The sequence below is a fragment of the Candidatus Desulfolinea nitratireducens genome, from assembly GCF_982879505.1.
In genome coordinates, this window is sequence record NZ_CEYOSI010000149.1 from 1 (window position 1) to 1584 (window position 1584).

1 protein-coding gene and 1 pseudogene are annotated in these 1584 nt (G+C 54.6%); both read right to left on the bottom strand.

From position 1 onward, the window contains the following. Positions 1-324, bottom strand: a pseudogene (locus AC3DOM_RS12570) (2-aminoethylphosphonate--pyruvate transaminase); the annotation flags it as partial. Next, on the bottom strand, positions 314-1584 hold a 1271-nt coding region (pbfA, locus tag AC3DOM_RS12575; protein ID WP_487919395.1), incomplete at its 5' end, for a (R)-1-hydroxy-2-aminoethylphosphonate ammonia-lyase. The gene pbfA and the pseudogene AC3DOM_RS12570, both read right to left, overlap by 11 nt.

The following is a 1584-nucleotide window of genomic DNA, read 5'->3' on the forward strand; positions in this document are numbered from 1 at the left end:
TTTGGCGATTTGGGCAATGCGCTGCCCGTAAGCCCCATTGATGATGACCAGCAGCTTGCCCTCAGGTGGGATCGTGGACGAAATGACGGATTCAAGGCTGAAAGTGCCGCTGCCCTGCATGATGATCGCTTCGTATCCGCCATCCGCAACGCCTCCTGCTTCCAACAATCTTCGACGGATATCTGCCACCATATGGATGAACTCGAAATCGCGTGATCCCAGGTCGCGCAGCAGGGATTGCTTTACCGTCCTGCTGGTGGTCAGCGGGCCCGGGGTGAACAGGATTTTGTCTTTCCAGTTGGGGATTGTGGTTTTAGTCTCCATTTTGCTCCTTCTTAGCGATGCTATCATCATTAAAATTATGTTGAACTTCGTTCAAACTTTGCTCAAGAATATCCAGCGCCTGAGCCATCTCAGCACGCGTGATCGTCAGCGGTGGTGTCAGTGTCAAAATATTGCCCATTGTTGTCTTAAAACTTAGGCCCTTACTCAAGGCGCTGTACATGACTGCTTCGGCTTCACCAGTCGCTCGCTCGCGGGTGGTTTGGTCGCGGACCAATTCCATGCCCATCAGCAAACCCAGCCCGCGCACATCTCCGATGAGAGGGTATTTCTCCTTCATTGCTTTCATGCGCTTCACAGCATAGGTGCCCAATTCGCGGGCGTGTTTAGCAAGGTTGTGTTCTTCGATATAGGCAATCGTTGCCAGCGCAGCCGCACAGGCGACCGGGTTTTTCTCATGTGTGTAGTGGCCCAGGGCGCGGTCAGCGGCCACATCCAGGCCCTCGCGGGTGATGATGGCCGCCAAAGGAAAGACTCCGCCCCCCAGCCCCTTGCCGATCACCAGAATATCTGGCACCACTCCAAAATTCTCGCAGGTGAACATCTTCCCGGTGCGGCCCAGCGCATGGGGAATTTCATCAAAGATAAGCAGCGCGCCGTGACGGTCGCAAGCCTCCCGGATGGTTTGCCAGTATTCGGGCCTGGGAATGTAGGGGGTACTACGAACCGGTTCGGCGATCACCGCGGCGATATCACCCTCTTTCTCCAGCACATACTCGACGTAGCTGGCACATTTTAAGTCGCAGCCTCCCCGTTCGTGGCAACCCCACAAACAGCGATATTCATCCGAGGGAGGGATATGCTCAGTTCCGGGGAGCAAAGGTCCGATCCCTTGCCGAAAAGTGGCCTCGCCCCCGATGGAAATCGTATCCAGCGAAGCACCGTGGAAGGAATCCCACATCGAGATCGTCTTGTGTCGTCCGGTGGCTAATCGAGCCAGCTTGAGAGCGATTCCCACTGCACTGGTGCCGCCAGGACAGAACAACACCTTGTTCAAGTCGCCGGGCGCGATCTCTGAAAGTTTTTTCGCCAGATCAACGGCAACCCGATTGGTGTATCGTCTAGTGCAGAATGATAGCTCGTCGAGTTGGTTTTTGATGGCCGCGATCACATCCGGGTTGCTGAAGCCAACCTGATGAACGTTATTGCCATGAAAATCCATATAACGACGTCCTTGCAAGTCTTCGATATAGATTCCATCGCAGGAACGCATTACATTGAGGCAGGGTGTGGAGAGCGACT